Here is a 25387-nt window from a genome sequence, read left to right on the forward strand (position 1 = left end):
TTCGTGATCAATCTCGCTAACTGAAGTGAAATTTATTCGTTTTATCGAAAAATAATACACTCGATATGTTATCTCAGTGAGAAGTGGTGTAAGACATTATTTAGCAAATTCATCACAGGGAATTAACACGGCGTGGTGACTCAATTCTTCTTTCCTCGGAGGTGTACGTGAGTAATGGCGATATCATTCTGGGTCTGGATTCCGGCACTTCAGTGGTTAAAGCAGTGGCGTTTGATCTGGAAGGGTCACAGCTAGCGTGCGCCTCGGTGCGTAACCGCTATTACCGCAGTGAAGGTGGCGCAGCACAGCAATCCATGAGCCAAACCTGGCAGGATGCCGTCGATGCGATCCGCAAACTGGGCGATCGCGTAGAAAATCTTGCAGCGCGCGTGGTGGCTGTGGCTGTGACCGCACAAGGTGATGGCACTTGGCTGGTGGGTGCGAACAATCAACCGGTGGATGATGCCTGGATTTGGCTGGATGCGCGCGCCGCACACACCGTTGAAACGCTCAATCAACATCCCCTTGCCGCCGAACGCTTTAAGGCAACCGGTACCGGCCTGAATACCTGCCAGCAAGGATCGCAGCTGGCACACATGGATCAACATTACCCAGAGCTGCTGGCCAAAAGCGAAGTCGCTTTGCACTGCAAAGACTGGCTTTACCTCAATCTCACTGGCGTGCGGGCAACCGACCCCTCCGAAGCCAGCTTCACCTTTGGCAACTTCCGCACCCAACGTTATGACGACACCGTGATTGCCGCGCTAGGGCTGGAGCATCGCCGCCATCTGTTACCTGAGATCATCGACGGCACACAGACCACCCACCCGCTCACCGCCGAAGCCGCCAAAATGACCGGGTTGCGGGCAGGCACGCCGATTTCGCTGGGTTACGTGGATATGGCGATGACCGCACTCGGTGCGGGGGTACACACGGGTGAAGCCAATACCGCCTGCTCAATTGTGGGTTCAACCGGTGTGCATCTGCGCAGCGTCACCATTGATGACGTCTGGCTTAATCCGGCGCAAACCGGTTATGTCATTCCGCTGCCTTGGCCGGGCTACGTCACACAAGTACAAACCAATATGGCATCGACCCTGAATCTGGACTGGCTACTCAATGTTGCCAGTGAACTGCTAAGCAACTTTGGTTGTGAAGTCGATCATGCTCGTCTGGTTTCACATATCGACCAATGGCTCAACAAGGCTGAACCCGGCAGTTTACTGTTCCATCCTTACATCTCAATCGCTGGAGAGCGCGGCCCATTCGTGAACGCCGATGCGCGCGCCAGCTTCACCGGACTGAACTATCAGCACAATTTTGCTGATCTGGTACGCGGCGTGATTGAAGGCATTGGGATGGCTGCACGCGACTGTTATCAGGCTATGGGGAGTACGTTGCCAGGGGAAATTCGCCTTACCGGCGGTGCGGTACGTTCTCAGCCACTGCGCCAGATCCTCTCCTCTTGTATTGGTGCGCCAGTGCGCATTAGTCAACGCGACGAAGCGGGCGCTGCAGGTGCCGCCATGATGGCTGCAGTTGCCATTGGTGCTTATCCCTCCATGGCGCAGTGCGTCGAAAGTTGGGTGCGACCACTGCTGGATGCACCGGAGCCGCCTTCTGCGGAGCTGTCGCAACGCTATAACCAACTGTTCCCCCATTATCAGCAGATCCGCAGCGATCTGCCTGCCGCCTGGCATGCGCTGAACAAGTTTTAAGGAGTTAATCATGAGTGAAAACACGCTGGATCTGTTTGTGATAGGTGGCGGCATTAATGGTGCGGGCATTGCACGTGATGCAGCAGGTCGCGGTCTGTCTGTGATGATGTGTGAAAAAGACGATCTCGCCCAAGGCACCTCATCGCGCTCAGGCAAGCTGGTGCACGGCGGGCTGCGTTATCTGGAATATTATGAGTTTCGCCTGGTGCGCGAAGCATTGATTGAACGCGAAGTTCTCCTCAATGCTGCGCCTCATATTATCTGGCCGATGCGTTTCGTCTTGCCGCACAGCCCAACCGATCGCCCTGCCTGGCTGGTACGTTTGGGGCTGTTTCTGTATGACCATCTCGGTGGGCGCAAGAAATTACCAGGTACACGTTCGTTAGATCTGATGCGCGATCCTGAAGGTGCGCCGATCATCGATAGCTACACCAAAGGTTTCGAATACTCTGACTGCTGGGTCGATGATGCAAGGCTGGTGGCCCTTAACGCACTGGATGCCGCCGAGCGCGGTGCCACGATTTTACCCCGTACGCGCTGTGTGTCCGCTAAGCGCCTCAGTGGCAAATGGGAAGTGACAATACAAGATGAAGTCAGCGGCTCGCAGAAAACGGTGTTTGCCAAAGTACTGGTTAACGCCGCGGGGCCGTGGGTGCTTGATATCGTCAATCAGGTAACACAAACGAAGAGCAGCCGCAGCGTGCGTCTGGTGAAAGGTTCACACATTATCGTGCCGAAGTTCTGGGAAGGTCAGCAGGCGTATCTGGTGCAGAACACCGATAAGCGCGTGATTTTCATTAACCCTTATGAAGGCGACAAGGCGCTGATCGGCACCACCGATATCCCATGGCAAGGCAAAGCCGAGGCAGTGACCGCCGATGACAGCGAGCAGCAGTACCTGATTGATGTGGTCAATCGCTATTTCAAAGTTAAGCTGCGCCCCAGCGATGTGATCACCCGCTTTTCGGGTGTCCGCCCGCTGTTTGACGATGGTAAGGGGAATCCTTCAGCGGTCACGCGCGATTACGTGTTTGACCTTGATGATCAGCAGCAGGCGCCGCTTTTACATGTGTTCGGCGGTAAAATTACTACCTTCCGTAAGCTGGCAGAGCACGCCCTACAAAAACTCGCCCCCTTTTTCCCCACGATGGGCGCAGACTGGACAAGGGATGCCACCTTGCCCGGCGGGGATATGGCTCATGGCGATTTTGAATCTTTCCTTGAACAGGTGAAAACGCGCTGGCCATGGTTGCCCGCGCCTTTGCGTAAACACTATGCGCGCCTCTACGGCACGCGGATTGATAAAGTGCTGGGCCATGCCACTAGCCTCAGCGAACTGGGTCAGCATTTTGGCGCGCAGCTTTATGAAGCCGAAGTTCGCTATCTGGTGGAGAACGAGTGGGCACAACAGCCTGAAGATGTCCTGTGGCGCCGTACCAAGCATCGGCTGCATCTCTCAGAAGAACAGCAGCAAGCGTTTAACCAGTGGTTCGTCTCGACGTTTACCGCCACGGTTCCGCTGCGGAAGGAGGCCTAACGTATGCCGTTAACGCTCTCACTCAATACCAATCCGCTGGTGAATCGTTTTGCTGAACCGCAGGACTTGATTTACACCGTGGCGCAGCAGATCCGCATTCGTGACCTGCAACTCACCCACGAGTTTATTAATCCCGGTTGGCCTGCCGCAACCATCAAGCGCATGACACGCCTTATGCAGCGAGCGCTGCGTGAGACGGGTGTGCGCGTGACATCGGGCATGACTGGACCTTATGGTCGCCTCAATCATTTTGGCCACCCTGACGTCGAGGTGCGCCGCTACTATGTTGACTGGTTTAAGACCTTTGCTGATATCACTGCCGAGTTGGGCGGTGATGCAGTGGGTTCGCAGTTCGCTATCTTCACTCAGCAGGATTTCAATGATGTTAACCGGCGTGAAGCGCTGATGGATATCGCTATCGATTGCTGGGCCGAGGTAGCAGAACATGCAAAGGCCGCAGGATTGAAATATCTGTTTTGGGAACCGATGAGCATTGGGCGCGAGTTCGGTGAAACCATTCCCGCGTGTCTCGCGTTGCAGCAGCGCTTGAGCAGCGAGTCGTTCGCTTTGCCGATGTGGATGATGGCGGATATCGATCATGGTGATGTCACTTCAGCCGATCCGCGTGATTATGACCCCTATGCATGGGCCGAAGCGGTGCCCCGCTTTTCGCCGATTATTCATATCAAACAGAGCATGATGGATAAAGGCGGTCACAGACCTTTTACATTGCAGTACAATGCGGGCGGCCGTATCCAACCGCAGCCTTTGCTTGAGGCGCTGGCGCGGGGTGGCGCACAAGATAATGAGATTTGCCTTGAGTTAAGTTTCAAGGAGCGTGAACCCACCGACCGACAAGTGGTGGCAGATATCGCGGAAAGCGTGGCTTTTTGGGCGGCGCACATTGATACGGGCGTGCAGGATTTGCACCTGGCTTCTTAAGGCCAACTTCATCAGGAAATAAACATGAAACCGGCTCCAACATCCGCTGAACGCGATGATTCTCTGGCCTTGCGTGCCGCCTGGCTACATTACGTCGGCGGTCTAACACAAGCTGAAGTGGCTAAACGCCTCGGATTGCCTTCGGTCAAAACGCATCGCATGATTGCGCGCATGGTCGCGGAAGGCGCGGTAAAAGTGTCGATTGATGGCGATATCGTGGCTTGTGTTGCACTGGAAGATCAGCTTCGGGATAAGTACGGTCTAAACTTTTGCCACGTTGCGCCGGATCTTGGTGAAGAGGGCTTGCCCGTGCGTGCTTTAGGCATGGCTGGTGCCGATTACTTGCGAAATCTGCTTAGCACGCAACCGTCAATTACTCTGGGGTTAGGCCATGGCCGCACCCTGTCCGCCGCCATTCATCAACTCCCACGCATAGAAGCCCCCCATATGCGTTTCGTTTCATTGCTCGGTTGTTTAACCCGCAACTACGCGCTGAATCCTCACGACGTCATGCACCGTATCGCTGAAAAAACCGGCGCGCAGGCTTATATGATGCCGGTTCCCTTTTTTGCCAATACGCAGGAAGACCGTGGAGTGCTGCTCAAACAACGCGGGGTAAGCGAAGTGTTTGAGATGGCCGCACAAAGTGAAGTTAAATTAGTCGGCATCGGCACCGTGGAGCCCGCCGCGCAGCTGGTTGAGGCGGGTATGATTGACGAAACAGAGATCAACGATATTTCTCGCTCTGGCGCCGTGGGCGAATTGTTGGGGCACTTCTTTGATACGCATGGACAGATGATTCATACCAGTTTGACTGCCCGTACGCTGTCAGTTGAATTGGATCTCGCTCATCGGGCAGAAATTGTGGCGCTGGCAGGTGGCGTAACGAAAGTGGAGGCCATCCGCGCGGTGCTGGCCAGTGGATTGGTGACCGGTTTAATTACCGATGAATTAACGGCGCAGGCGTTAATCGGGGGCTAGTTCAGCGTGAAACTCATCCGCTAGCAAACCCAATAGCCAATCGTCACGCCACTCACCGCCAAGGAAAAAACTTTTCCGCAGTGTGCCCTCTTGCTGGAACCCGACTTTCAGCAGTGTCTTACGTGAGGCCTCATTACCAGCCGTCACGGTGGCAACCAACTTGCGATAGCCTAATTCACGTAGTGCAAACTGGCTGATATCGCGTAATGATTCCGCGCCAAACCCCTGACCTTGCGCTGATTTTGCCAACATAAATCCGACTTCAGCAATCCCCTCGCCCCGGTCGATAAATCCCGTCAATCCCAGCGGCGTGGTGTTGTTCTTTTCCATGATCACCAGGCACAGCCAGTGGGTGCTGCCTATGCGCCACTCAGGTAATCTCACCTCGAACTTTTCGCGGCGAATGGTCGTTTCAGGCAGGCGATCGGCCACAAATTGCATTACCTGTTCGTCGTGTTGCAGCGCAAGGTAGAACGGCCAATCTTCAGCGTTGATTTGACGATAGCGCAGTCGGTGGGAGTGAATATCGAAAAACATGCTATTCCTTCGGCAAATTGGGTAACGTCTTAATTTAACGGCAGGAACAATCAATAACGAACGTCTACACCAGGCTTAATATTGTCCCCTGCAGGATAAACGCTTTTTGAAACCCCTCATCCAATTCTGCGTCGGTGACCACCTGCTTAAAAGGGTGTGAAGGTGCCAGCGAGTAGGGATGAATCTGCCCAAACTTTGACGAGTCGGTCAATGCAATGGTATGCGTTTGCTTTTCCATGATCGCATTGACGACATCGCAGCGCAGCATATCTCGGCCGGTAAATCCGGTGACTGCATCCCAGCCGTCGATACCAATAAAGGCTTTGTGGAAATTAAGATTTTGAATACACAGTCGTGTTAAAGGACCGACTACTGACTCGCTGCTTCTCTGAAACAGGCCACCGAGGATAATCACATCCCCACCCTTTTCCCGCAGTAAACCGGCAATATAGTGGCTGACGGTAATGATCGTGATATCGTCACGGGCACTTAGCTCGCGTGCTAGCAACGCATTCGTGCTGCCCCCTTCGATAAACACCGTTTCACCTGTATTCACCAGAGATGCCGCATATTCTGCCAGACGTTTTTTCACAGCAAAACGCGTCTGCATTCGTGCACCCACATCATCACTTTCTGGCGTTACGGCCGAACCGTGCACGCGACGCAGAAAGCCGCCCTTTTCCAACACATTGAGATCCTGGCGCACGGTGACTTCTGAAACACCGGTAGTAAGCGCCAGTTCGTTGACGCTTACACTGCCGCGTTCGCTAACCAGTTGGATAATCTGCTGATGACGTGCGTTCATAACACCTGCTGTCCTTAAATTTTCACCAAGCTTACCAGAAATTCAACTTAAGCCGAGACTGCGGCGTCCGTTCACATTCAATGATTCCACAGTGAAGCGATCCTGCCAGGTGGCTTCATAATCCTCTTTAGGGAAATCACCCGGTGATGCGCCCGTTGCCAATGACTCTGCGACATGAGCGGCATAAGCAGCATTTTTTTCACACATGGGAGCAGCCGGAATATACATCACATTACCCCAGCCTTTTTGGTCCTGAACCGGCGCCACAGAGTGGATCACATCACAATGCCACCACACCGAATCACCAGCTTCCATGGCAGGGATAGAGCACAAGCCCTGAATCAATTCTGGATGCCACTGCTCTGAAACCGGTAGCACTTTACCCGGTGCAACGCCGCAGAGTTCATCTTCGGGCACATCTTTGAGCAGCGGACGCAGCAGCATATACGCCATGGCTTCTGGAACTGGCACCACATGCAGCAGCCCTTGGCCGAGTTGCATATCCGACAGCGCAGTCCAGCCCTGGAAGGTGCGAAATACCGAGCATTTGGTGGTGGTGCCTGCTTGGTATTCATTCACCTCGGTACGATGTGCGGCATCCCAAGGATCATATTGGTCGAATTGATTGTTGAAGATCTTGCCAAAGACCCTCTGATAAGCCGGTAATAACCATCGTTCCAGCGCACCGGAATCGGTATGTGCACCCAAACCTTTCGATGTAGTGCCAGGCAGGCGACGGCGAATACGATCGGGATAGATAATGCTGACGTCAGGGTCAAACCAGCGTTTGCCCTGGGATTCGAACGTCCAGAGGTGGTTGAGGAATGATTGTGTTTTTGCCATCGCATCGCTTTGGCGCGCCGTCATCTGCGCCTCGCTCCAATAGATGGGATAGATTTCGGGGCGTGACGCATCAAGGCTGCCAAAGAAATTATCACCCGGGCCTTGATAGACCTGATCGAAATGATTGTCATCAAGGTATTTGAGCATCGATTCGTCCCAGCATAATGCCTGGTCGCGCGAGAAGGTCTGTTTCACCACCACACAACCACGACGGCGAATATGCGCCTTCACCTCATCGCTTACGCGACCTTCTGCGATCTCATCCCAGCTGAGTTGCGGCCATGCAGTGCCTTTCTGCGCCTCTTCTGCACGTGCTGCCGCTATCTCGTTAACAATTTTGCTTCTCACTTGCTCAAACAGCCCTTCGACATCGCCGATTTGCTCTCTAAGCACTCTCTTCATCAAGCGTACGTTGTGTTTGAAATCATCTGGTTGTTGTTCTGAGGTGAAGATTGTGTTCATAGCGTTGCTCCGATTTCTTCGTTCGAAACTAATTTACGCTTCATTCATAACAATTGAACAGCAGTTAACCAACATAAATTGCGTGATTTTATGATATCAGTCACATTAAACCGTCACTTTAAGCTTTCGTATGAAGCGTGAAGGGAGTTTCGAACACAGGAAGTTAATCGAGATAGCGATGATAGCGAACATGGAGTTCCGCAAGGTTCTTCACATTAAGCTTGCGCATAGCGGCCTGTTTTTGGCTGCTGATGGTTTTGATACTCTTCTCTTTAGCGACAGCGATATCAGTGACCGTCCTGCCACGATAAATTGAACGGATAATGGTTCTTTCTGTGGCAGATAAAGACAGCATCGCCTGCTCATCTTTTATGGAAGGCGATAACTCTCTAGCAGTAAAGCCGCGCCTTAATTGGCGAGGGTGGTCTTCGAACCCCCATTCATTATTCTCTAATACAGAGAAAACTGCACTTTCAACCTCTTTTTGACTGCTTTTTCTTTGTAGTATTGCACGCACATTCATCATCTTATATTTCTGCGTTGTTTTATAATCTAGTGCATGAGTCAAAATAACAACCGACGATGATAGTGAGCAAGACTTAATGAGTTCCGAAATAATATCAGCATTCGCAATTTCAGTATCAATAATCACCATATGCATGCCCCTCTCGATATGAGTGGGTGCTTCATCACGGAAATGGATCGGGCAGTGTGCCACATTAATGTATGGAAGCGTCGTTAGCATCGCGCGGATACCGTAGTAAGTAATAGGGTTAGGTGTGATGACCATTATGTTTTTGTTTTTATGATTAAGCATATCTCTCGCTTCTTTCTGTAAAGGCTGCATTAAAAAATCAAATCAATAAAATCGCAGTACATTTAGATAACACTTTTAAAAATATATTAACTCAGGACATGCGATTAATCTGATGCGAATATTATTCATCGGCAATGCCGCTTTCAACACACCGGCGCTCATGTCACACATAAGTCACCAGCTGTAAATAATAAGCATTTAAATCAATCCTTTGAAGTGGTGACAAAGCGGTTACAACAGCTTTTCCTCGCCCTAAAATGCCCAGAAGACCTTCTTGGGACTCATGTTATACTTATCGCATCTGAGGTTGAAACGCCTGCTGTGTGTAGTGAGGTCAAGGTCGAACTTGAATATGTTATTTTTTACCGATTCTGGTCTTATACGACTAGGAGATAAGGAAGTGCTACTCAGCAGGCAAAGCAAAATATGCCTGACGTTTCTGTGTGAGCACGCAGGTGAAATTATTTCCAAAGAGAGGCTACAAGATGCCTGCTGGAAACAGTATGGTACTGTGGTATCAGAAAATACTGTCAGACAAACCCTCTTTCGCCTCCGTAAATCTCTTGCGTCATTAGGTGTCGTGGAGGAAATCCTCGAAACACAGGGTTATGCGGGTTATCGATTAAAACCTGACTACATCAATGTCGTGCCAGATACCCATGAATTTCTGATGATTGAACAGCGTTCGGCGTTTGAAACTGTAAAGGAGGAGGATCATCCTAACACTTATCCATTACAGCACTCCCCCATCGCTGTGAAACAAAAAGCATCTCAACCGAAACTGATTATTTTCGTTCTCTTCTTATTTTGTTTGTTCTTTGCTACGGGTGCTTATCTTCGCAGTCAACAGTTTATTCACCCACTTCATTACAGCGAAGCCGTTAACCAAGACGGACGCATCTTCTATATTTCAAATTACGTAGAAAACAATAATGCCGAGTTGATGTCCCGCGTGAACTATTGGCTTATTAAGATGAAAATACAAACCACACAAAACAGTAAGATTTACATCAATTCTGACCATGGCAATTCGATAAACCTATTTATCTGCAATGGCGACATTGAAGCAGAAACTTCTGACTGTGAATCGATGGCGGTTATTGGGAGAAATCACCCATGAAAGTTGCCTTTACTGCCGCGAGCTGCCTGTTGATGATGTTCTTGGGGTGGTTTTCGTTGCCTTATTTGCTACAACCCTTCTCCGGTGACTGTCGTAGCGAAACCTTAATCATTTACGATGAGCCTGAACGTACCGTGATCAGTCATGGATATTGGGACATCCTGCGGGGTAGCCGTGAAGGTCATCTCAATGCTTACCTGGCCTTTATTTCACCGCAAGGCGATGAGCGAAAGATCAATGTGGATAGAACAGTCAATCTTGATTACACCTATCACATTGACTCTTTGACGGCATCAACTGAAAAATCATTCCGCATTGCTGGACCCGACACACAAGACCCGCTAGTCGGAAAATATATTGATCCGCTGGCCGATGAGAAATTCAGCGCGCGGATTTATCTCTTTAAAGTGGGGAGCCAACTAATTTCAGGTTTCCACTATCGCCCCCTGAATCGCTGCATGAAGCCGACTTTTTGATCTATCCGTGCATCTCCAGCACGATACGATCTACGCACTGTTGCGCTGATAACAGTGCGCTATCCAGTTGCAGCCGATCACGCTGCCAGGGTTGATATTCACGCTGCTCCACCGCCTGCCAGCTTGGCAATATATGGCCTTTGATATCTGCAACCCTGTTTTCGACACGAAAACGATGTTTATTCTTGTCGGAACAGATGATTTCCACCTCCAGAATCGCGGTGCCACTCAGTAATGCAATATCACGATAGGCATCACGAATCTGCATCAGGTCGTTAACGGAATCCGTAATCACCGTGGAGCCCAATAGCAAATTCTCCCGTGCGACGGCATAGGTTACAAAGTAGCCTTCTGGGCCGATAGGTTGATCTGCTACGCGAAGCGCTTGCTCAACACTGTCGACACGCAAATAAACTGCACTTAACTGCCGGGCTAACAAGCGCGCGATGGTGCTTTTTCCCGTACCGGGTAAGCCACTGAAGGTGATAAGCATAATGGTCTCGCAGGGTTATTGTGGTTCTTTGATAGAAAGGTGCTCAAAAAACCTATTTTAATCTCGAAATCTAATGAGCCCACTATTTGTTCTGATACAGATCCCAGCGGTTGCCGTAAATATCTTCAAATACCACCACGATGCCATATTCCTCTTCACGCGGTTGTTCACAGAACGTGACGCCGTTGGCTTTCATCTGGTGGTAATCGCGCCAGAAGTCATCCGTCTGCAAGAACAGAAATACGCGACCGCCACATTGGTTGCCAACAAAACCCTGCTGGCGCTCGTTGGATGCCTGCGCTAACAGTAGGTTACAGTCACTTTGCGGGTTTGGATTCACCACGACCCAGCGCTTACCCGGTTGTGGTGTATCTTCGATTAAATGAAAACCTAATTTCTGCGTGTAATATTCAATCGCACGATCGTAGTCATCCACCACAATCGCAACATAACCCATACAACGTTTTTGTGTTCTCATCGTTTCTCTCTGAATACCCTACCCAATATCAGGCCTGTGAATCAAACCACTGACGACGCGTATCTCATTTCAGACTCGCTTCGTTCAGAAAATAAAAAAGCAGACCGCAGCCTGCTTCATCATTCGTTACGCGTTGCCACCCGCAACTTTACGTAATGCCACGACTTCGGCCTGTTCTAATAAAGGCTCCAGGTCGGCGAACAGTTTGACAATATGTGGCGCTTGAAGATGCTTATCCAGCAGAGCCTGGCTGGCCCACTCTTCAGTCCAGACAAAGCGACGTGGATTTTTGCTGTCAATATTCAGCTGATAAGTGATACATCCTTCTTCACGTAATGTCTCTTCAATAACACCACGAAATAATTGCTCAGCTTTATTTTCACAGCCTGGTTTTGCAGTCAGCAGTGCAACAACAGGAACCGTCATATTCATCTCCCTTTTAAATAAAAAATAAAAGCAGACTCAAATTAACCCAGCTTATTCCCGCTGTCAGTCTGAAAACGTGCGTTGTCTGCGACGAAGCATTCACGGCATAATCAGTGATGACTAACGCAAGGCATGCAACGCTGGATGATGGCTACCATATTGGCGGGAATGGCCGTTAAACTGGCGTTGGATGCCCGAAAATAGCGTCAGGGCGCAATCTGCGCCCTGGGTTAAGCTTTACTTGCTCAATTGCTGAATGATTTTATCCGCAGCGACCACGCGGTCATCATTCGGGAACCATTTATTCGCCAGCATAATGACGGCAATTTTCTGTGACGGAATAAACACGGCATAGGTTGAGAAACCGTTAGTCGAACCTGTCTTGTTAAACCACGCCTGTTGAGGAGCTGCCTGTGGTGGCGAGATTAACGTCGCTGACATCCCTTTCAAGATGCGTTGACTGCTGTTGCCATCGACGAGCTGTTGCTGGCTGACAGGCAGCGGATAATATTCCCACATCATCGCTTGAGTGAAGGCATCGGTCTGGTAATAGCCTTGATGCGTGCGGGCAATCGCCTGCTGCCATTCAGGGGCGACTTTCTGCTCGTTCAGCTGAATAGAAAGCCAACGTATCAGGTCGGCGGAGGTGGATTTCAGCCCATAAGACTCCGCATCCAACGGCCCAGGCGTCACACGTACCGGCTTATCCTGTTTGTTGTAACCCTGTGCATACTGGCCCATGGCAGAAGCGGGCACCTGAATAAAGGTGTGGTGCATGCCCATGGCCGGCAGCAATTGTTGCTCCATCGCGCTGATGAACGGCTGCTGCAGACTTTTTGCAGCAATCATCCCCAGCATGCCAATACCCAGATTGGAATAAACTCGCACACTGCCGGGTTTGGCATTTGGCTGCCAGTGTTTATACCAGTCCATCAGCTGTTGCTGATTCGTCACCTCATCAGGCACAAATAAAGGCGTTCCGGCGGTGTGCGTAGCAAGATTCAGCAGCGAAACCTGATCAAATGCACTGCCCTTAAGTTCTGGCAACCATTGACTGGCTTTATCGCTAAACTGCAGTTTTTTCTGCTGTGCAGCATAACTGGCTAATGTCGCGGTAAAGGTTTTGCTCAACGAACCCATCTCAAACAGCGTCTGCTCTGAAATTGGCTGAAGGGTTTCCTTTGACGCCACGCCGTAATTGTAAAATTCAGTTTTACCGTCATGCAGAATGGCGACAGCCATGCCAGGTATCTGATATTGCTGCATTAATGGTTTAATGATGGTGTCGGGCGAAGCAGCGTGCGCCAGTGCATTGCCACCCGCCAGCAACGCCAATACCGTCAGTTGTTTAAGCATGAAAATTCCTTTTCGTTCAGTGAATACATGATTTCAGCGCGTGATTATAAAATCCTGCCAATTAATCGCCAAACCCAATGTTGTGCTAACACTGAGAAAGTGAAGGTGATCACAACCATGAAACATTTCATTAACCGTTAATTGATCTTTTCCCCGCCAGCTTTTATAGCTTATGAAAATTATTTCAGGCATCAGAAATAATTTTCAGCACCTACCCCGGCTCGTTTTACCGCGTTTAGTTGTCACGGCTGAGCCTTCAATATTCAGCGTCTGCTCCGGGGAAAAACATGAGAAAGATCGCCTCAATTCTGGCTGGCCTCACTCTCGCCAGCACACTTGTCAGCACATCACAGGCTGCCGACGACACACCACAATTTCGCTGCAAACCCGGCGAAACTTACTACATGAACGTCATGGTAACCGGTGTTGAATATTGGTTTCCGGTCTATGAAATGTTCAAACAAGCCGCGCACCAGTTGGGTTGTAAAACGGTGTACGGTGGGACTCCCGCTTATGACGTCAACCAACAGTTAGCCAGCTTTGAACAGATTCTGGCACAAAAACCGGCGGGGATTTTCCTTCATCCCATGAATCCTGATCCTTTTATTGAGCCGATCAACCGCGCTGCCGAAATGGGCATTCCGGTAGTGACTTTTGCTGCTGATTCGCCCAACAGTAAACGCGTCGCCTACATCACGTCTGACAACTTCCGTGAAGGAAAAGCTGCGGCAGATGAGTTAGGTAAAGCCATGGGTAAAGATGCCGAATTCGCCGTTTTAGAGAATCCCGGCCAGGATAACCACGACCGCAGAGTCACAGCATTCGTCAATGAAATGAAAGCGGCATTCCCCGACAGCAAGTTAGTGGCGCGCGCGGCAACTTATCAGGACCCTTCCAAAGCCTACAACGCTGTGCTGTCGATGTTGCAAGCTCACCCCAATCTGAAAGGCATCTTTATGCCGGAAGCCAGTTCGGCGATTGGTGCTGCGCAAGCGGTGGCGGAAAATGGCGGCAAAGTGAAAGTCATGACGGTGGACGTCAATGCCAAAGTGTTGGATATGATCAAAAGCGGACAGGTATTTGGTGCCATCAACCCGAATCAGGGTATTCAGGGTTATATGGGCTTTATGACTCTATTCCTTGCCGCTCATCCAGAGCTCATTGACCCAATGAATGACGCTAAACGTCAAGGCGTCAATCCCTTCTCGTTCCCCATTCTTGATAACGGTTACGCGGTTGTCACTAAAGACAATGCCGACGATTTTCGTTGGGATAGTTATCTGAAACGCCGTGGCACCAAAGGCATTAACGAGTAAGGAGCCGATCATGACAGCACTGCTGGAACTGCGCGGTATCAGTAAACGTTTTGGTGCCGTCAAGGCATTGCAGGAGGTCGACCTCACATTGCAGGCCGGTGAGATTCACGCGTTGGCGGGTGAAAATGGAGCCGGAAAATCGACCCTGATGAACATCATTGACGGCATCCTGCGCCCGGATAGCGGTGAAATATGGCTGGATGGGAAACCCGTGACCATCCGCTCACCGCGTGAAGCGCAGCAGTTGGGCATCGGTTTAGTACACCAAGAGATCGCCCTGTGCCCGGATATCAGTATTTATGAAAATATCTGGATGGCACATCAACAGCGCGGCCTGCTGTTACCACACAAAGCGTTGCGGGAACGCGCGCAGCAGGTGATGAACCGCCTCGCCCCTATTCCCGTGAGTAAAAAGGTGGGTGAGCTGTCGCTGTCGCAGCAGCAGTTAGTTGAGATAGCGAAAGCCCTCACGTTAGATTGCCGGCTGCTGATCCTCGACGAACCCACCGCTGCCCTCACCGAGCCAGAAGCGCAGACGCTGTTTAGCATTGTGCGCCAACTGCGCGATCAGGGCATGACGGTGGTGTATATCAGCCATCGCATGGCGGAGATTTTCGCGCTCTGCCAGCACATCACTATCCTGCGCGATGGCCGTACCGTTCACAGTGCCCCCCTCGCTAGCATGACGGCAGATGAGGTGATCACGCGATTAGTCGGCCGAGAGTTGTCACAACTCTACCCTGATAAACGGCCCGTCAATGACGCTCCGCCTTTACTGGAAGTGCGGAATATCAGTGATGGGAAACGCTTTCACGATATCCATTTTAACCTGCGTCCGGGGGAAATCCTCGGGATTGGCGGCTTGATGGGTGCTGGTCGCAGCGAGATTGCGCAGGGTATTTGCGCACTGCAGCCGCTCACTCGCGGCAGTATCCGTATTAAAGGTGAACCGGTGCGATTAAAGGATTATGCGGCGAGTATTCAGCAGCGCATGGTCTATTTATCTGAAGATCGCAAAGACGCGGGACTGTTTCTGGCGATGCCAATTGACTGGAATATCTCCGCATTGGACATCCGTGCTGTCAGCCATCACGGCTTAACGCTCAGCCCGCGTCGTGAACGTCTGCAAGCGGAAGCTCTGGCACAGCAGGTCAAACTAAAACGCGGCAAGCTAAGCGACCCAGTATCGTCACTTTCAGGTGGCAATCAGCAAAAAGTGGCGCTGGCACGCGTGCTGTCGGTGCAGCCGGAAATCGTGTTTCTGGATGAGCCCACACGTGGCGTGGATGTGAGCGCTAAAGCGGAAATATATCAAATACTCGCTAATCTGGCAGGCAACGGGGTCGGTTTGGTTGTGATTTCGTCGGAACTGCCTGAGCTGATCGGACTTTGTGATCGCATTATTGTCATTCATGAAGGACGAATCAGTGGTGAAGTCACGGGAGCAGCGATGACAGAAGAGAATCTGATGCGGCTCGCAGCTGGCATCGCAACGCAAGCGGAGGCCCTATGACCATGAACACGACCTTGCCCACTGCTGGAAAATCCCGGCTGTCCCTGTTCGGCGGTCTGCATAAACAGCGCGAAATCGGCTTGATCGTCATTATTGCGCTGATCTTTGTGGTGATGAGTTTTACTTCACCCTATTTCCTGACCTGGGCCAACATGAAAGCCATGCTGCTGTCGTTTTCGATTGAGGGCATTGTGGTGATCGGCATGACCATTCTATTGATTGTCGGCGGTATCGACCTGTCTGTCGGCGCGGTGGTATGCCTCTCAATGGTGGTTGCAGGCCAGCTCTTTCTGAGTGGAATCGACCCTTGGCTTGCCAGCCTTGGCGGTATTGTCGCTGCCGCATTAGTGGGATTGTTAATGGGACTTACGGTCACCAAAATTGGCCTCAGCCACTTTATCGCCTCACTGGCAGCCATGGTGATAGTCCGCGGGTTATGTATGATCATTACCCAAGGTACCCCGCTTTCACTGTTCACCCTTCCAGCCAGCTTCAAGTTTCTTGGTCAGGGGGCGCTGTGGGGCATCCCCTTCGTCATCATTCTGTTCTTCGTGCTGGTTGCCCTTTTCGACTTTTTGCTGCGCAAGGCCACGCTATTCCGCAAGGTGTTTTACACCGGCAGTAATGAACGTGCTGCAGCCTATTCAGGCATCAACATCAATCGAATCAAGTTGTGGGTCACGGTGTTGACTTCCACGCTGGCAGGCGTCGCGGGCATCATCTACATGGCGCGTCTCGGTTCTGCTACCCCCACCTTTGGCGTCGGTATGGAATTGAACGTGATTGCTGCTGCCGTGATTGGCGGTGCCAGTTTGAAAGGCGGGACCGGATCCATCCTCGGTGCGGTATTGGGTGTAGCCCTGCTCTCCATCGTCACCAGCTCACTAATTCTGATTAACGTGTCGGTCTACTGGCAAGACCTGATCAAAGGGTTGATCTTGTTGGCTGCCGTATCGATTGACCATCTGCTGAATAAATATCGCGCGGCATAAGGATGAAACCTTAATGGAAATGGTAAATGAACACCCTGCATTCCACAGCGCCCGACAAATCTATCAGGTGCTGGTGATGTACTACCTTGATGGCAAAAAACAGTCAGAGATTGCAGCTGAAACAGACCTGTCCGTCGCCAGCGTTAATCGCCTGATTCGTCAAGGTAAAGAGAGCGGCATGGTGGAGATTACGATTAAGTCCCCTTGGCTCTCGGCCCATCAATTGGAGAGTGACCTGGCGCGAGTCGCACAGTTGCAGCAAGTTGTCGTCGCACCCAATGTGGCTCGCAGCGAGGAACATAATTTACAGATGGTGGGCGTCGCGGCGGCAGAATATCTGCTCTCTCGCCTCAAAGATGGCGATGTGATTGCCATTACGGGGGGCAAAGGTGTTAGCGCTTTAGTGGAAGCCTTACACCCTGCGCGCAAATATGATGTTCAGGTCGTCCCCGCACTGGGCTGCGTACAGGGCAAGCACTATACCGATGTAAACCATGTTGCATCAGAAATGGCGGCACGGCTTGGGGGGCATGCCTGGCAAATTCACGCCCCACTCTTTACCGATTCTGCTGCTGAGCGCGACATGCTGATGCGCATCAGTGCCGTGGATCAGGTACTGGAAAAAGCACGCAACGCCTCGATCGCCGTGGTGGGACTGGGGTCGATTCACAGCGACAGTTCCAGCTACTACGATTTAAACCTGGCAGCACGTCACGCGTCAGCCAGCATCGAAACCAGCGGAGCACGCAGTGAACTGCTGGCTTGGCTGTTGGACTCACAAGGCCAACCCGCGCCTTTCGACGACAACCAGAGGCTGGTGGGCCTGACACTCGCAGAGCTGCAACGTATTCCTTTTTCCATGGCAGTGGTGGCTGGACGAGACAAGGTGGATCCCATCCGCTGTGCACTGCGAGGGCAATGGCTAAAAGGCATCGTCACGGATGAATCCACTGCCGCAGGTGTACTCGATATGACCATGAGCCGGGGAGCAATCCATGGAGAATAATGCAACACGCGAACAGCGACTCAGCGCCTTACGGCAGCGCACCACGACGCCAGTCCTGATTGTCGGCGGCGGCATCAACGGCATCAGTACGTTTCGTGAACTGGCATTACAAGGCATTCCGGTGATTATGGTGGAAAAAGGTGACTGGTGTCAGGCCGCGAGTGGTGCCTTATCCCGCATGGTTCACGGCGGATTACGCTATCTGGAAACCGGTGAATTTACGCTGGTTAAGGAGTCCGTGACCGAACGTGATCGACTGTTGAAGAACGCTTCTCACTATGTATTCCCCCTGCGTACCACGGTACCGATTGACAACCTCGGCGGCGGTCTGATCAACGCCACGCGCCGCTTTCTTCGCCTGAGCGACAAACCCACGCGACGCGGAGCTTTATTGATCAAAACGGGTCTGAGCCTTTACGACATTTACACCCGGCAGTACGGGTCAATGCCCAAGCATCAGGTGCGTGCAGAAGCTGCCACACGCGATCGTTGGCCTGGCTTTGCGCCTTGGGTGAAGTACAGTGCCAGTTATTACGATGCATGGATCAGCGCCCCGGAGCGACTCGGTTATGAGCTGATCGAAGATGCCGAAAGCGCCTGTCCGGATGCCCTGGCGCTCAACTATATGCAATTGGTGAGTGCAGATGGAGAATCTGTCACCTTGCAGGACGCCTTAAGCGGTGAGCATTTTACCCTGCAACCCCATGTGCTGGTGAATGCCGGCGGTGCATGGATAGACCAGCTCAATCAACGCCTCGCCCCAACGGAAAAATCGGCGAAGTTGATTGGTGGCACCAAAGGTTCACACCTGATTCTTGATCATCCTGAATTGTTACAGATGCTCGACGGTGAAATGGTCTATTTCGAAAACCAGGAAGGCCGTGTGTGCATCATGTTCCCCTGGTTTAGCAAAGTGCTGTTGGGTTCTACCGATATCCGTGTGGAGGACCCCGATAGCGTTGTCTGTGAGGAAGATGAGAAAGCCTACATCCTCGAATCACTGCGTTTCGTGTTCCCCGACGTGGTGGTCACTGAGTCCGCCATCCTCTACACCTTCTGCGGTGTTCGTCCGCTACCCGCCAGCGACGCGAAAGTGAATGGGCAAATATCGCGCAACCACTCATTAATCCTGCTGCCGCCCGACGCTGCACATGCCTATAGCCTGTTATGTCTGGTGGGCGGGAAATGGACCACCTTCCGTCAGTTTGGTGAAGAAGCCGCAGACCGGGTGCTGCGGCTGATCGGTGAAAAGCGCCGTCTGTCGAGCGATAACCTGCCCATTGGGGGCGGTCGGGACTTTCCAAAACCCTCTGAGCAAACCCGCAGGCTTAACCAACTTGCTCAGCAGTATGCGTTACCCCTTGCGCGTGTGACGCAATTAGTGAAGCGCTATGGTTCGCGCGCCTTGCCAATCCTGCAAGAGATCCAACAACAGGGGGAGCAGCCTCTGCAACATCATCAAGCTTACAGCGCACTGGAATTGCGCTATCTGATTGAACATGAGCAGGTTCGGCAACTGGAGGACCTGTTAGTACGCCGGACGTCACTGGCTATCTGCGGCGAACTGACTCCGCTGCTGATAGAGGAGATTTCACATCTGCTGGCCACCGCACTGGCTTGGAGTGATCTCCAGCGTGTGCAACATCTGCAACGAAGCTGCGCCAGCCTGGCGCGCTGGCACGGCCTTAAAGACCTTGACCCCACTGTTTTTCAGGAGGAAGTCCACCATGCTAGTCACCAATAAAGTGCGTATGAACCGTCTGTTTCACCACGGCAAATGCCTTGATGTCGCCATCGACCACGGTATCGCCAACGAGCCTGACTTTCTTATTGGGCTGGAGAATATTGAGGGCGTGATGGAGAACCTGATCGCGGCCCAGCCAGATGCGATTCAGGTGAATTATGGCCAAGCCGATTTGCTGCAACGGGTTGCCGAACGCAAACCCGCATTAGTGATGCGTACCGACGTCGGGAACGCCTACAACGCCGCTCGTCACCGCGAAATGTGGGCAGTACTGCACAATCCTGATGAGCCTATTCTCGCCGCCTTGCAAATGGATGCCGCCGCAGTGGTGGTTAATCTCTATTTGATCCCCGATGAGCCAGGCATTTTCCGCATGTGCGTGGAAAATATTGGTCGGCTGCGCCAGGCGTGCGATCGCTATGGGATGCCGCTGATGATTGAACCCTTGGTGATGGCGCCGGCCGGGCAAGGTGCGGCATATGGTTCATTGGGGGACGTGGAAAAAATTGTGCCGCTGGTGCGTTTAGCACGGGAGTTAGGTGCAGACATCATCAAAGCTGATCCAACGGAAAATGTTGAGGATTTTCATCGCGTGGTGGAAGCCGCGCGCTGCCCAACGCTGGTGCGCGGCGGCGGCAAAGGCGAGCTTGGGCCGGTGCTGGCAAAAAGTGCTGCGTTAATGGCGCAAGGCGCCAGCGGCATGGTGTACGGCCGTAATGTCTATCAGCACGATAATCCCTCGCGTGTGGTCAAGGCTTTAATGGCGATCATTCATCAGGGTGCCAGCGGCCCGGATGCTCTGGAAATTTATCAGCAGGGTTAAGCATGACCTGCACCGGCGCTTAAGCGGTGCGCCGTCTTCGCCAGTCAAACGGAGTCGGAGATATGAGTCAAATTCTCGGCATTGATGCCGGAAACACGATGATCAAGGCAGTGCTGTTTGACCTCAGCGGGCGCGTGCTCTCGGTCGCCGAGTGTGCCGGTGAAACCCACCAGCCGCAGGAAGGCTACGCCGAGCGTCCAGTGGAAGATATCTGGCACGGCGTGAGCCAGGCGGTAAGCCGCTGTCTTCAGCAGGCGGGCAGCGATCCGCGCGAAGTCATTGCCGTTGGGGCCGCAGGACATGGCAATGGCTTGTATGCGCTGAACAAGCAGCAGCAACCGCTGTTTGGCATTCAATCTATTGATCATCGGGCCCTTGCTACGGTCCAGGCGTTGGAGCTGAGTGGTGCAGATCAGGCGATTTATCGTCTGTCGTTGCAAAAGCCCTGGCCCGCCGCAACGCCGGTGCTGATCAGTTGGATCAAACAGCATCAACCCGATCGCTGGAGCCGACTGGGGCATTTACTCTGTGCAAAGGATGTGATTGTACATTTTCTGAGTGGCGCGATCAGTGCTGACTACTCCGATGCCGCAGGCGCCGGGTTGATTGACTATCGCCTACGCAATTACAGTCGTGAACTAATGGCGCTCTACGATATCGAAGACGCCCTCGCCCTGCTGCCGCCGCTGCGTGAATCCTGCGAGGTGGTGGGTCAGGTCACTGAACAGGCTGCACGATTGACGGGATTACCTGCCGGTATCCCCGTGGTTGCAGGGATTTTCGATGTGGTGGCCAGTGCCGTAGGGTCAGGTGTGGTGGAGACGGGACAAGCTTCCATCGTGGCGGGCACCTGGAGTATCAATCAGGTCGTGGTTGATACACCCGATTATTTGCGCCCGGTTTTTATGAACTCGATTATCGAGAAAGATCGCTTTATGGCGATTGAAGCCAGTGCGACTTCGGCCGCCAATCTGGACTGGTTTCTGCGTGAATTTGATGATGGACGCAGCGGACAAGGTGCCGCACGCAGCAGCGACACGGTGGCACACGTCGAACCCAACGCCCAGTTGCCGCTCTATCACCCTTACCTCTACTCCGGTCGCAAATCTGAACCGGCTAAAGCGGGTTTCTACGGTTTAGGTGGCTGGCATACCCGAGCTGACATGCTGTTTGCGCTGTTCGAGGGCGTGACATTTGCGCATCGTGCGCACATCGACCGCTTACGCGCGGCAGGTATTCCCTTTACCCAGGCGATTCTCTCCGGCGGCGCGGCGCGAAGCTGCATCTGGCCTCAGATGTTTGCCGACGTGTTGGGTATTCCTATCCGTGTAGCCGAATGCAAAGAAACGGGCGCTTTAGGTGCGGCACTTTGTGCCGGCGTGGGGGTTGGTGTCTGGCCACATTTGGCGGCAGCAGTGCAACAGGCGGTGCAGATTAATCCCGGCGAGTGGTTACCGAGGCCGGAACGGTTTGCTTTTCATGATGCACGTTATCGGGTATTCAAAAAACTCGAACTGGCGATGGGAGAAATGTGGCGTGACGTCGGCTGATTGTTGTGGCTTATTTTTAGCCAAGCGGTAATAGTGGACGTTTGATTAATTTAATAAGGATATGTTCATGCAAATCAATCAGCTGCCGTTTGGCATTACCGACTGGAACACCATCGAGGAAGAAACGCACCCTGGAGACACGGGCTTCGCACTGTGGCGCACGCAACGTTTTGGCGACATCCGCGTGCGGATGGTCGAGTATTCGGCTGGATACCTCGCAGATCACTGGTGCAGTAAGGGGCATATTTTGCTGTGCCTGGAAGGGGAAATGGTGACCGAACTGGACGATGGTCGCACCTTCACCTTAACCCCCGGAGTGAGTTATCAGGTGGCGGATAATGCTGAAGCGCATCGCTCTTCAACCACCCAAGGCGCGAAACTTTTTATCGTCGATTGATCAAAGCACGGTTGCTCAGGGCGCACTGCAACAGCGCGCCCTGTTGTGCTTATTTCTTCGCTGACGCGTAGGCTGCGGTCAAATCAACCCGCTGCCAGAATGATTGCTCAGCATTACCCGACAACGGGTAACCGTTTGGCAGTGCCGTTTTCACCATCAATTGGCGAATCTGCGCATCTGAAAGGTGCGGCAACGCCGTTTTCAGCAAAATCTCTGCACCTTGCGGAACCTGAACCGCTGTATTTTTCACGTTGGCTTTCGGCAGATTGTAATTGAGGGTGAAGCGATAGAACTGCTTCATGTCAGGTGAACGATAAGGGTCGTCTTTACCGACTGTGCGTGCGCACTCCGCCAGGGAAGTACCACACTCTTTCTCAAGCGCAGCACGCAATTGATCGCGCGCTTCTTTGAACAGCACTTGATAACGAGCATCGTTTAGATAGGTAGCAACGTTACGCTCTGCCACCATGCGTGACCCCATTACATCCAGTGGATAGTGCACGCCCAACACTAAGCGAGAGTAGCCATAGCGCGCGCCGCGCGTCACCAGCGCCTCAAAGCGTTCTGGCACCATCTCTGCCATTAACAGCGCGTCGGTATAGCCGGTGTTGGTGTGGCCACTTGGGAACGAACCGCCATCAGCGGTATAGCGCACGTTGTCTTTCACCACCACATCGTCCGGCACCAGATGAATGGTGTTGCCTTCATGCAGGAAAGGACGTGGGTAGTTGAAGTGTTTTTTCGCTGCGCTGGTGCTGACTTCGCTGGCTTTGATCAGTGCGGCGGCTTTACTGATTTCGCCTTTGTCATAAGCGGCGAGGAAAGCTTTGCCCAAACGTGGACCCATCGCATCGGAGAGGAAATAGAGGCTGCTGATCGCTTCCGCGTCTTGCAGTGCCTGATGGCGCGTATTCTGCGTGGCATTCAGGTTGATATTGGTGACAGTGGCACGATTCGCGTCCAGTACGTTGGCAGGCAGCGTGCTAAAGCCAGAGAGCAACGCAATACCCGCCTGCTGATTTTGCTTAACGTTGAAATCGTAACCGCTCTTTTTCAACCATGCTTTATCAGCTTGTGTACTGTTTTGCTTGGCTTTTTCCAGCGCATCACGGGTAAGCGTGGTGCCATCGCCTTGCAGATACTTGCGCTCAGCCTGTAGCGACTGCTGCTCAAGTTGGGTGTAAACCGGCGTGGAGCCGGTGGAGGTCTGTGCCGCGAGTGCGGCAGCCTGCGGCAGTGTTGCCGCGTGTGCCTGCTGAGCCAGCAGTAAAACCGTTGCAATCAGCGTGAAGCGGGTTTTCATTATTTTCCCCTGTTATCAGAATATTACCTTGCCGGGGAAACACGCTAGCACCCTGTTATGACAGTTTTATTTCATTTACTTGCACTGACTGGAACAGTTTTGTACGCAAATTTGTGCAAGTGAACCACAGCCGCCGCCGTTGTCATTTTTGCACTGCGATTGCTGTACATAGCAGTTCTGTTGACAGGATGAGAGGTCACATTTAGCGGCAACCGGTGTCAGTTGCACGACTTGCGCTTTGCGTTCTGGCTGCCATTGGGTTTGCGCGAAGGCATTAACACTCAATAACAGCGTAAAAACCATTATCCACTTCATGGGAAACTCCTCGTCGCTTGATGCTGAAAGTATGGCGCGTTCATGACCAAATACCACACTGAAACCTTCGATTCAGACAAAGGGCATAAGCGCCCTTAATGCGTGCAATTTTCCGCACCATATACGTGCATCAATGAAAATACCACCACACACTAAATCCTTTATATTCATTATGTTAAATCAATCACTCTATTTGCCCCTCCTTTGGTACAAAAGTTGCAAGTATTCATCAAGAGACAAAGGAGACAGATATGAAAGCGATAGTCATTGGAGCGGGTATAGGTGGCATGAGCGCCGCGATTGCGCTCGAAAAAGCGGGATTTGAAACTGCCGTGTTTGAAGCGGTAAAAGAGATGAAGCCGGTGGGTGCGGCGATCTCTATTTGGCCAAACGGGGTCAAATGCTTGAACGCCTTGGGTATGAAAGAACCCCTGCGCGCGCTGGGCGGCAACATGGCATTTATGGCCTACAACGATGCGCACAGCGGTAGCACCCTCACCCGTTTCAGTATGTCGCCGCTGGTGCAACAGGTGGGTGAGTACCCTTATCCGGTTGCACGAGCGGAATTGCAAGCGATGTTGCTCGATACCTATGGCCGGTCGCGGATTCAATTTGGCAAGCGCGTCACCCAAGTCGAACAGACGCCAACCGGTGTCAGCGCCTGGTTCGACGATGGAAGCCAAGCCGAAGGTGATTTTCTGGTTGCCGCCGATGGAACACATTCGGTGGTTCGACACTACGTATTGGGTGAAAACGTTGAACGCCGCTACGCCGGTTACGTTAACTGGAATGGTTTGGTCACGGTGGATGAGCGTATCGCACCCGCCGATCAGTGGACTACGTTTGTCGGCGAAGGCAAGCGCGTATCACTGATGCCGGTCAGTGGTGACCGCTTTTACTTCTTCTTTGACGTACCGCTGCCGAAGGGATTAGCGGAAGATCGGTTATCACTTAAATCAGATTTACAGGGCTACTTCAAAGGCTGGGCCGCCCCGGTGCAACGCCTGATTGACGCCATTAACCCAGAGACCACCAATCGCGTTGAAATTCACGATATCGAGCCTTTTAGCCGTTTTGTAAAAGGGCGCGTCGCGCTGCTTGGCGATGCGGCTCACAGCACGACGCCAGACATTGGACAAGGTGGCTGCGCCGCGATGGAAGATGCCGTGGTGCTGGCACAAACGGTGGCATCACATTCGCTCGGGATCGAAGATGCACTGCAACGTTATGAAGCACGACGCGTAGAACGCACCAAAGATTTGGTGTTGAAGGCGCGGAAACGCTGCGATGTGACCCATGCAAAAGATGCCGCGGTGACGGCCGCGTGGTATGAGGATTTGAAAAATGAGACCGGCGAGCGGGTGCTGGCCGGTATGTGTGACACCATCGAAGGGGGGCCGTTGGGTTAAGCGGTACGGGCGCATTCAGGTGCGCCCG

At 52.4% G+C, this 25387-nt stretch carries 25 protein-coding genes; 15 read left to right on the plus strand and 10 right to left on the minus strand.

What is annotated here, in order from left to right; genetic code table 11:
• Positions 1-167 precede the first annotated feature (167 nt).
• The 4 genes from HA51_RS13400 to HA51_RS13415 are packed head-to-tail and all read left to right on the plus strand — an operon-like array spanning position 168 to position 5178.
• Complete coding sequence (locus HA51_RS13400; RefSeq protein WP_084934978.1) at positions 168-1718, plus strand: FGGY-family carbohydrate kinase; 1551 nt, start codon at positions 168-170, stop codon at positions 1716-1718.
• Positions 1719-1728: 10 nt separating this feature from the next.
• Positions 1729-3255, plus strand: a complete 1527-nt coding sequence (locus HA51_RS13405) for a glycerol-3-phosphate dehydrogenase (RefSeq protein ID WP_084934979.1) — start codon at positions 1729-1731, stop codon at positions 3253-3255.
• Between the two features lie 3 nt (positions 3256-3258).
• On the plus strand, positions 3259-4197 hold the full coding sequence (locus tag HA51_RS13410; RefSeq protein WP_084934980.1) for a sugar phosphate isomerase/epimerase family protein: 939 nt from the start codon (positions 3259-3261) through the stop codon (positions 4195-4197).
• A gap of 24 nt (positions 4198-4221) precedes the next feature.
• Positions 4222-5178 (plus strand): sugar-binding transcriptional regulator, encoded by a 957-nt coding sequence (locus tag HA51_RS13415; RefSeq protein ID WP_084934981.1) that lies wholly within the window; start codon positions 4222-4224, stop codon positions 5176-5178.
• Here HA51_RS13415 and HA51_RS13420 read toward each other — a convergent pair.
• The 4 genes from HA51_RS13420 to HA51_RS13435 form a co-directional block, all read right to left on the minus strand.
• Positions 5164-5715, minus strand: coding sequence for a GNAT family N-acetyltransferase (locus tag HA51_RS13420; RefSeq protein ID WP_084934982.1), 552 nt, complete (start codon positions 5713-5715; stop codon positions 5164-5166). The genes HA51_RS13415 and HA51_RS13420 overlap by 15 nt on opposite strands.
• Before the next feature lie 64 nt (positions 5716-5779).
• Positions 5780-6520, minus strand: a complete 741-nt coding sequence (locus tag HA51_RS13425; protein ID WP_084934983.1) for a DeoR/GlpR family DNA-binding transcription regulator — start codon at positions 6518-6520, stop codon at positions 5780-5782.
• A gap of 42 nt (positions 6521-6562) precedes the next feature.
• Positions 6563-7825 carry a DUF1479 domain-containing protein gene (locus HA51_RS13430; protein ID WP_084934984.1) on the minus strand — a complete coding sequence of 421 codons (1263 nt, stop codon included), beginning with the start codon at positions 7823-7825 and terminating at the stop codon, positions 6563-6565.
• A gap of 163 nt (positions 7826-7988) precedes the next feature.
• Positions 7989-8642 (minus strand): helix-turn-helix transcriptional regulator, encoded by a 654-nt coding sequence (locus tag HA51_RS13435; protein WP_158087370.1) that lies wholly within the window; start codon positions 8640-8642, stop codon positions 7989-7991.
• Positions 8643-8994: 352 nt separating this feature from the next.
• Between HA51_RS13435 and HA51_RS13440 the strand changes: the two genes are divergently transcribed.
• Positions 8995-9762 carry a winged helix-turn-helix domain-containing protein gene (locus tag HA51_RS13440; protein ID WP_245840212.1) on the plus strand — a complete coding sequence of 256 codons (768 nt, stop codon included), beginning with the start codon at positions 8995-8997 and terminating at the stop codon, positions 9760-9762.
• Positions 9759-10238, plus strand: a complete 480-nt coding sequence (locus tag HA51_RS13445) for a hypothetical protein (RefSeq protein ID WP_084934987.1) — start codon at positions 9759-9761, stop codon at positions 10236-10238. Before HA51_RS13440 ends, HA51_RS13445 begins: the two co-directional genes overlap by 4 nt.
• A gap of 1 nt (position 10239) precedes the next feature.
• On the opposite strand, the gene HA51_RS13450 is transcribed toward HA51_RS13445, so the two are convergent.
• The 4 genes from HA51_RS13450 to ampC all read right to left on the minus strand — a co-directional run bounded on the left by HA51_RS13450 (position 10240) and on the right by ampC (position 12991).
• Positions 10240-10731, minus strand: a complete 492-nt coding sequence (locus tag HA51_RS13450; protein ID WP_084934988.1) for a P-loop nucleotide/nucleoside kinase family protein — start codon at positions 10729-10731, stop codon at positions 10240-10242.
• A gap of 82 nt (positions 10732-10813) precedes the next feature.
• The gene (locus HA51_RS13455) at positions 10814-11209 is read right to left on the minus strand and encodes a VOC family protein (protein ID WP_084934989.1); all 396 of its coding nucleotides are present in this window, start codon (positions 11207-11209) and stop codon (positions 10814-10816) included.
• A gap of 126 nt (positions 11210-11335) precedes the next feature.
• Complete coding sequence (locus tag HA51_RS13460) at positions 11336-11635, minus strand: putative quinol monooxygenase (RefSeq protein WP_084934990.1); 300 nt, start codon at positions 11633-11635, stop codon at positions 11336-11338.
• 237 nt (positions 11636-11872) lie between these two features.
• Positions 11873-12991, minus strand: coding sequence for a class C beta-lactamase (gene ampC, locus HA51_RS13465; RefSeq protein WP_084934991.1), 1119 nt, complete (start codon positions 12989-12991; stop codon positions 11873-11875).
• Between the two features lie 287 nt (positions 12992-13278).
• On the opposite strand from ampC, the gene HA51_RS13470 reads away from it, so the two are divergent.
• From HA51_RS13470 to HA51_RS13505, 8 genes are all read left to right on the plus strand, one after another.
• Entirely contained in the window at positions 13279-14307 is a 1029-nt protein-coding gene (locus HA51_RS13470; protein WP_084934992.1) for a substrate-binding domain-containing protein, read from the plus strand.
• A 10-nt stretch (positions 14308-14317) separates the two neighbouring features.
• Positions 14318-15820, plus strand: a complete 1503-nt coding sequence (locus HA51_RS13475) for a sugar ABC transporter ATP-binding protein (RefSeq protein ID WP_084934993.1) — start codon at positions 14318-14320, stop codon at positions 15818-15820.
• A complete protein-coding gene (locus HA51_RS13480) occupies positions 15817-16812 on the plus strand; it encodes an ABC transporter permease (RefSeq protein ID WP_084934994.1) in 996 nt (331 codons plus the stop codon). The genes HA51_RS13475 and HA51_RS13480 overlap by 4 nt, the downstream gene beginning before the upstream one ends.
• Positions 16813-16825: 13 nt before the next feature.
• Positions 16826-17818 carry a sugar-binding transcriptional regulator gene (locus HA51_RS13485; RefSeq protein WP_084934995.1) on the plus strand — a complete coding sequence of 331 codons (993 nt, stop codon included), beginning with the start codon at positions 16826-16828 and terminating at the stop codon, positions 17816-17818.
• Positions 17808-19562, plus strand: a complete 1755-nt coding sequence (locus tag HA51_RS13490; RefSeq protein ID WP_084934996.1) for a glycerol-3-phosphate dehydrogenase/oxidase — start codon at positions 17808-17810, stop codon at positions 19560-19562. The genes HA51_RS13485 and HA51_RS13490 overlap by 11 nt, the downstream gene beginning before the upstream one ends.
• Positions 19546-20385, plus strand: coding sequence for a class I fructose-bisphosphate aldolase (locus HA51_RS13495; RefSeq protein WP_084934997.1), 840 nt, complete (start codon positions 19546-19548; stop codon positions 20383-20385). The genes HA51_RS13490 and HA51_RS13495 overlap by 17 nt, the downstream gene beginning before the upstream one ends.
• A 62-nt stretch (positions 20386-20447) precedes the next feature.
• Complete coding sequence (locus tag HA51_RS13500) at positions 20448-21935, plus strand: FGGY-family carbohydrate kinase (protein WP_084934998.1); 1488 nt, start codon at positions 20448-20450, stop codon at positions 21933-21935.
• 67 nt (positions 21936-22002) lie between these two features.
• A complete protein-coding gene (locus HA51_RS13505; RefSeq protein WP_084934999.1) occupies positions 22003-22332 on the plus strand; it encodes a DHCW motif cupin fold protein in 330 nt (109 codons plus the stop codon).
• Positions 22333-22381: 49 nt separating this feature from the next.
• On the opposite strand, the gene HA51_RS13510 is transcribed toward HA51_RS13505, so the two are convergent.
• The gene (locus tag HA51_RS13510) at positions 22382-23635 is read right to left on the minus strand and encodes an acid phosphatase (protein WP_084935000.1); all 1254 of its coding nucleotides are present in this window, start codon (positions 23633-23635) and stop codon (positions 22382-22384) included.
• Between the two features lie 75 nt (positions 23636-23710).
• Positions 23711-23950 carry a hypothetical protein gene (locus tag HA51_RS13515; RefSeq protein WP_084935001.1) on the minus strand — a complete coding sequence of 80 codons (240 nt, stop codon included), beginning with the start codon at positions 23948-23950 and terminating at the stop codon, positions 23711-23713.
• Positions 23951-24201: 251 nt separating this feature from the next.
• Here HA51_RS13515 and hpxO point away from each other — a divergent pair, with 251 nt between their 5' ends.
• The gene (gene hpxO / locus HA51_RS13520; protein WP_084935002.1) at positions 24202-25359 is read left to right on the plus strand and encodes an FAD-dependent urate hydroxylase HpxO; all 1158 of its coding nucleotides are present in this window, start codon (positions 24202-24204) and stop codon (positions 25357-25359) included.
• The last annotated feature ends 28 nt before the right edge of the window (positions 25360-25387 follow it).

The organism is Pantoea rwandensis, assembly GCF_002095475.1.
Classification (GTDB): Bacteria; Pseudomonadota; Gammaproteobacteria; order Enterobacterales; family Enterobacteriaceae; genus Pantoea; species Pantoea rwandensis.